Raw genomic sequence first — 6,881 nt, forward strand, 5'->3', positions numbered from 1 at the left:
TCATTTATTCCTACTTCTCTCTCTGATGTAATTGAGCCATACAGCAAACAAAATAATCATACCTTTTACAACCATTTGGTTGTAGGAAGAAACTCCCAGAAGATTGAGTCCGTTGTTTAGTGATCCGAGAAGAAGAACTCCCACAAGAGTTCCCAGAATAGATCCTCTTCCACCTGAGAGACTTGCCCCACCTAAAACAACAGAAGCAATAGCATCCATTTCAAGGCCAGTACCGGCGTTAGGGCTGCCGCTTGAAAGCCTACCGCTAATCAAGGCAGCACAAAGTGCTACTGAGACTCCCTGTATCGCAAAGACAGAGAGAATCACTCTCTTGGTTTTTATGTCGAATCGGCGTGCAGCCTCGGCATTGTCTCCAACTGCATAAACATGTGCTCCAAATTGGGACTTATGAAGAAGTACCCACGCAATGAAGAAGTATGAAACCATTATCATGATTGCAATTGGAATCCCTAATACTGAATCACGTCCCATGATCCTTAACGAAGGATCAGAAACATAGATCGGCTTGTTAGAATAAATGAAAGCCAATCCCCTAAATGCAGTGAACATTGCCAATGTCACAATGAAAGCTGGAATCTTCTGGTATGCCACCAAGAAGCCAAGACCAATGTAGATGGATGCAGCTATAAGACAAACAAGAGGCAGAGCTATCCAGAGAGGCATACTGTTAAGCTCCATAAATCCTGCTAAGAGTACTGCGAAAAGAGCAACACCTGAACCTGCTGAAAGATCAATATTTCCAGTAATTATTATGAAGGACATCCCAACAGAGAGTACTCCGATATAAGCAATCTGCCTGCCAATATTAAGAAAGTTTGAAAGAGAGAAAAACGTGTCGGTTGAGAAAGTAAAAAAGAGAAATACTGCGACAAATCCCAGGACCGTTGTTCCTTTTGTGAGTAACCAGTCTTTTGTAAACGCGCTTCTATTGGATACTACTACAGAAGACTTCGAACTGCGCTCCATCCTTCAATGCCCCCAAAACACGACGGCTCGGAGGAGCCTATGCTCCTCCAGCCGTTGAATTTTCTTAACTACTGTATTGTTGGTTCAGTTGGGTCACGTTTGAACGTGTCTACGTTATCCGGAGTAAAGATCTTTGCAGGAACCAAGCTGTTCGCAGGTACCCAGTTGTTACCAAGAATCTCCATGCCTTTGATGTGTGTTAAAAGTGCCTGAACTGCAATTCGACCTTCAAGGTAAGGTTGCTGCTGGGCCATAGCCAGAATTGATCCATCACTTAATCCCCTTAAGGCTTCGTCAGTCATGTCAAATCCGATTATCTTCATCTTGTCGAGTAGTCCGAATGTCTCGAGTGCTGCATGGGCTCCAACAACAGAATTCTCAGCTGGAGCATAAATAAGATCCAAATCGGGGTGAGCCATAGACAAGTCGCTTACAGCGTTGAAGGACTGGTCTCTGTCATATCCCTGATATTCACCCACAAAAGTCAAACCCTCCATGCTAGCAAGTGCTTCCATGAATCCTTCTGTTCTTTCGATTTGTATTTGAGATTCCAACCACCTTACTACCGCGACCTTGGCTTTGCCCCCGAGTTCGTTTTCAATATACTCCTTTGCGACCAAGCCAAGCTCGTAACCGACCTGCTTGTTGGGGGTCCCTACAAACGTAATAACCCCAGGGACCTCAACTGGCATATCTACAGTAACGACAGGTATTCCCGCTTCTATTGCTTCTGTGGTAACTGGAATAAGCCCTTTAACATCAATTGGAATAAGAATGATTGCATCTACCTTCTTCTGGATAAAATCTTCCATTGCTGCTACCTGTTTCTCCATGCTAAGATCTGGATCAAATGTCTCAACCTCAATTCCTGCTAGAACAGCTGCATCTCTTATTCCTGCCTCAATTGCTTGAAAGAATTCGTGTCTAAGAGTAATCGTTGTAACACCGATCTTCAAAGCAAAACCAAAACTTGCAAGCAATCCTAAAATCACGATGAATACTAGCGCCTTTCTTAACATTTACACCACTCCTTTTTTCTCTAAATAAGGAAATTTTCCCCCGATCTGACTGCCAGTGCTGTTTCTGTAAAGCCTTATGCTATATCGATATGCATATCCCACAATTGTAGCTCTGACAAATTCAACAACTCTACCGTTGGTCGCATGAGTAACCCGCTCATAACTCATAACTGGAGACCCTGGAGAAATGTTCAGAAGCTTGGCTTCGCTCTTGGTGGCAGCCTTTGCTTCCAAGAACTGGTCTGCATAATCTAGTTGATATCCATGATCTTCGAGAAGCTTGTAAAGAGATATAGTCGGATTTTCTTGAATATTTGGAGGCAAGAATCCGATGGCTTTGGCAATACCATAAGGAACATAGTTGTAATTTATCCCAATCGGTTCTTCACCCGAAAGCCTTAGTCTTACAATGTAAATGAGCTCTCTATCTTCTTCTGAAAAGTAGTCAGATTCTTTCATTTTAGATCCGATTTCATGGCTTATAATCCTGTTTCTTGGTTGACCTGAAGAATTAATTACATCCTCACTGAATCCTGTTAGACCAGGCAAGCTCAGATTAAGTTTCTCACCTGAAACAAAGGTTCCTTTCCCCTGTATTCGCTTTATGAAATTTGAATTCTCTAGTTCAGTCATCGCTCGCACAACCGTTGCCCTGCTTACTCCGAACTGATTCATAAGTTCACGTTCAGTCGGAAGCCTATCTCCGGCACTAAGCTCTTGTTCTTTGATTAGCTGAGTAATTCTCTTCATAAGAATTCTGTACATAGGGATTTCTTTTTTCATATAAGTCCTCCTGATATACGGTCAACAGGTTGACCGGTCCATTTTCTCAAATAATCTATTGATTCTCAAAACACAGCTATGCTTAATGCACAGTGACTATCCACAATGATAGTCGATTAATGGGATAGAACTCACTATATTGAGAAAATGACAGAAACAGGTTTGATTTTCTGAAAATCAGACCTAAGCATGTTTCGTCAAGATCCATTTTAATAAAGTCCAATTTGTAATTCGAAATTTCTTTGATTTTGATATACAAACTCTTTTTCCCTGTCCAGCGAAGGAAAACTACACTACCTGATTACTTCAGAGTCTGTACGCAGTTTGTAAGGTAAAAAGTTGACATTTTGCTTATGAATGTGCTCGTATCTCAGTAATTACTTCTTATATTCTTGTTTGGATTTGTCCAGTCGCTCATTCTGCTACTCCTGCCGCTATTACGGCAGGAGTATAGATATACCGATTCAGGAAAATGGAGGGTGGAGACCGTGAAAAAGTGGATAGTGAGCATTATCTTGATTGCACTTGATAACCATTCCTGTTAGTTGTTTCGCTGCAAGTGTTACAACCCCAGGTCTTTACGTTTGCAGGCCACAATGACGTGATGACGCTGGGCGTAAGCCAGATGAACGACGAAATGTCTGCCTTGATAATGTACGCGCTTAACGAGTCATTGATCAGAAACAGCTATAACGAGATTATTCCCGGCCTGGCAGAGTCCTACGATGTTTCGGAAGACGGAACAGTATATACATTCCATCTTCGAGATGCTAAGTGGTCCTATGGAGTACCTGTGACCGCGAAGGATTTCGAGTATTCCTTCCTGAGAACAATGAATCCTGAAACCGGATCGTCTCAGGTATCGGAGTTCGACTCTATCCTGAATGCACAGGCTTACTACAACGGTGAGATTACCGATGCATCTCTCGTCGGTGTGAAGGCCGTAGATGAAAAGACACTGGTTTTGACTCTCACTTACAACGACTCCTTCTTCACGACGGAAATGGCTGAAGGAATCAACTTTTACCCGTTTAGAGAAGACTACGTGGAGAAGTACGGAATGTCGTACGCATCCAGCCCGGAAACTTTCATAGGCTGCGGTCCGTTCGTCTTGAAGGAATGGGTTCAGGGCGCACGAATCACTCTTGAGAAGAATCCTGAGTATTGGAACGCCGACAAGGTTAAGCTGGAGAGGGTCGTGGAGCTTATCATTCCAGACGAGACACCAGAGTCGGAATGTATGACCTCGGCGAAATCAACGTAATCTACTCTATCTAAAAAGTACAGACGATTATGCACCCTGAGAATGGCAGCAGAAGCGCTGTCACACTTCAGTATCTTGCCTTCAACTGCTCAGAGGGTCTTGTAATGGAAAACATGAATCTACGTAAGACACTTAGCTATGCAATCGACAGAGAGGCAACAGTCGCTGCCATCTTATCACCAGGAACGATTCCGGTCGACAGAGTGATCGATCCCAGCATCATCATCGATGGGAAATCCGTTACAGAGGCATATTCAAATTCGACGGGTGTTCCGCCAAGCGGTGACATCGAGAAGGCGAAGGAGTTCTTGAATAAGGCACTCTCTGAACTTGGGTTCTCCAAGCCGTCCGATCTTCCTTCAATAAACTATGTCTGCATGGATTCACCCGTTCACAAGCAGTACGCCGAAGCACTCCAGGCAGGTTGGAAGGATGGACTAGGTGTCGATGTCGGAATTAGTATCCTACCGGTCCCTCAGGCAATTGGAGCGCTTCTCTCGGGCCAGTTCGACATCTTCCTGGTCGGTCAGACCTCCGGTGTTGATCCTGCTACAGTAATGAACAACTTCACCATAGGCAACGGCGCCAACAACGCAAATATTGTTATACCCGACCCCTCCACAAGGAAGAGATTCAGGATCCAGCGAGACGCAGATCACTACGGAAGCATAGATCCCATGGTTCATGCGGCAGTATGCGCAGGCTACGGACCCGACGGGGCCGACTGGGTTAGAGAGATGAGGGAGTACGTGTCGGAGAATGTCTCCATAATGAAGGATTTCTTCACCAGGAATATTCCGGCAGTCACAATGACCGAAGTAGAGGGTTCATTCGTAATCTGGATAGACTGGCGGAGGCTTAAACTAGATGATGAGGAGCTGCACTCATTCCTGCTGAACGAGGCATATCTCGATCTGGATAGAGGCGTGAACTATGGAGAAGGTGGAAAGGGTTTTACGCGAATGAACATCGCTGCACCCAGAAGGAAGATAGAAGAGTCACTGGGATTCCTTTTCGAAGCTGCCGCGAGACGTGGGTATGCAGTATCCGAGACTTTGAACAGGTGGAGGTGAAGATCATTCCTATGAAGAAACTGATTGAAGACTACTTCGAACAGAATAGGGAGCTCATGATAAGAGATATCATGAGACTGGTAAGGATAAAGAGCGACAAGCAAGAGGCGAAAGAGGGCAAGCCATATGGCGAAGGACCGGCCGAAGTGCTGGCTGTGGCCCTTGAGATGGCGTCTGAGATGGGATTCAAGACCAGAAACTACGACAACTATGTAGGAGCGATTGACTTCGACGATCAGAAAAACAAGCTTGACATTCTTGCTCATCTCGATGTGGTACCGGGAGGAGACGGTTGGTCGGTCACAGAACCCTTCAAACCGGTAGTCAAGGACGGAAGGCTCTACGGCAGAGGAACGATAGACGACAAGGGCCCCGCCGTAGCAGCTCTTTACGCCATGAAGGCTGTCAAGGATCTCAATATTCCTCTGAAGGCCGGCGTAAGACTGATACTTGGAACCGATGAGGAATGCGGATCGTCCGACATAAGATACTATTATGGGATCGAAGAGGAAGCTCCAATGACCTTCTCGCCGGACGCAAGCTTCCCGGTTGTGAACATAGAGAAGGGCGGACTTCAGGGAAAGTTCGAATCGAGATTTGAAGAGTCAACTGAAACTCCCCGAATTGTAAGCTTCAAGGCCGGGATCAAGAGTAATGTGATTCCTGGTGAAGCGACTGCCGTTGTAGAGGGGATCGATCCCGAAGAGATCCGCGATTGCTGTGAAGCCGTCGACAAGATCAGCGGCATCTCGTTCAACTTATCTACAGAGGGAAACAAAACTACAATCAAGGCCAAAGGACTTCAAGGCCACGCTTCGACTCCAGATAAGGGGAAAAATGCATTGACGGGTTTGCTGGAGGTCATCTCAAAACTCCCGGCTTCTCGAAGTACCGGCTTTGAAAGACTTCGAGCTCTAAACTCGGTATTTCCTCATGGAGATTGGCTCGGTGAGGCTGCCGGTGTGGCGATGAGCGATGAACTTTCCGGCAAGCTTACAATAAGCCTCAATATGATGGAGTACGATGGCTCCAGCCTAAACGGGACATTCGATTGCCGGGCTCCTTTGTGTGCAACGAAAGAGAACCTTCTTGACGTAATCAAGGCAAAACTGGCCGGCTATGGCATAGATCTACAAAACGATGACATAAAACCTCCTCATCACGTACCGGGTGACTCCGAGTTCGTCAAGACACTTCTGAGATGTTATGAAAGCTACACCGGAGAGAAGGGGTACTGCATCTCAATGGGCGGCGGAACGTATGTACATCGACTGAAGAACGGTGTGGCATTTGGCTGTACTATGCCCGGAAGCGAAAACAATATGCACGGCCCCGATGAATTTGCTGTCATTGAAGATCTCCTGACGAGCGCAAAGATTTTCACACAGGCAATCATAGAGCTATGCGGGTGAACGAACCTGTTCTGTAAGCTAGAAACGATAAGGGCTGTCCGTTATGGGATCTCCGTTCTCCGGGAATAACAACAGTTGCAAGTTGTAACCGAGGTTAGAGGTCAGTGGTCAGAGGTTTGAAGAGTAAGAGAAACTGGTTGACCGTTGAGCAGTTCTCCGTCCGCCGAGAAGAACATACAGTTGCAAGTTGTCTGTTCCAAGTTGCAAGCATAGGACCTGCTATGCGCTTAAAAACGGAGAACCCGCTAATCGCTGGAAAAAACACTTTGCGCTGGACGCTTGCTATGATACGCTGAACTCTTGAAAGACCAAAGGAACGGTTGCAAGTTGTGAGTTGTAGTGT

Annotated in this window: 6 protein-coding genes; 3 read left to right on the top strand and 3 right to left on the bottom strand. The window is 45.7% G+C overall.

What is annotated here, in order from left to right; genetic code table 11:
- The 3 genes from Y696_RS11785 to Y696_RS11795 all read right to left on the bottom strand — a co-directional run bounded on the left by Y696_RS11785 (position 1) and on the right by Y696_RS11795 (position 2,789).
- Positions 1–987: an ABC transporter permease gene (locus Y696_RS11785; protein ID WP_121510627.1), complete on the bottom strand. Its 987-nt coding sequence runs from the start codon at positions 985–987 to the stop codon at positions 1–3.
- A gap of 68 nt (positions 988–1,055) precedes the next feature.
- The gene (locus tag Y696_RS11790; protein ID WP_121510628.1) at positions 1,056–2,006 is read right to left on the bottom strand and encodes a substrate-binding domain-containing protein; all 951 of its coding nucleotides are present in this window, start codon (positions 2,004–2,006) and stop codon (positions 1,056–1,058) included.
- Positions 2,007–2,789, bottom strand: a complete 783-nt coding sequence (locus Y696_RS11795) for a GntR family transcriptional regulator (RefSeq protein WP_121510629.1) — start codon at positions 2,787–2,789, stop codon at positions 2,007–2,009.
- A gap of 625 nt (positions 2,790–3,414) precedes the next feature.
- Between Y696_RS11795 and Y696_RS14200 the strand changes: the two genes are divergently transcribed.
- The 3 genes from Y696_RS14200 (at position 3,415) to pepV (ending at position 6,538) form a co-directional block, all read left to right on the top strand.
- Positions 3,415–4,053, top strand: coding sequence for an ABC transporter substrate-binding protein (locus tag Y696_RS14200; RefSeq protein ID WP_220668800.1), 639 nt, complete (start codon positions 3,415–3,417; stop codon positions 4,051–4,053).
- A 104-nt stretch (positions 4,054–4,157) separates the two neighbouring features.
- Positions 4,158–5,126, top strand: coding sequence for an ABC transporter substrate-binding protein (locus tag Y696_RS14205; RefSeq protein WP_121510631.1), 969 nt, complete (start codon positions 4,158–4,160; stop codon positions 5,124–5,126).
- A gap of 11 nt (positions 5,127–5,137) precedes the next feature.
- The gene (gene pepV / locus Y696_RS11810) at positions 5,138–6,538 is read left to right on the top strand and encodes a dipeptidase PepV (protein WP_183084226.1); all 1,401 of its coding nucleotides are present in this window, start codon (positions 5,138–5,140) and stop codon (positions 6,536–6,538) included.
- The last annotated feature ends 343 nt before the right edge of the window (positions 6,539–6,881 follow it).

This window comes from Mesotoga sp. H07pep.5.4, from assembly GCF_003664935.1.
Classification (GTDB): Bacteria; Thermotogota; Thermotogae; order Petrotogales; family Kosmotogaceae; genus Mesotoga; species Mesotoga prima.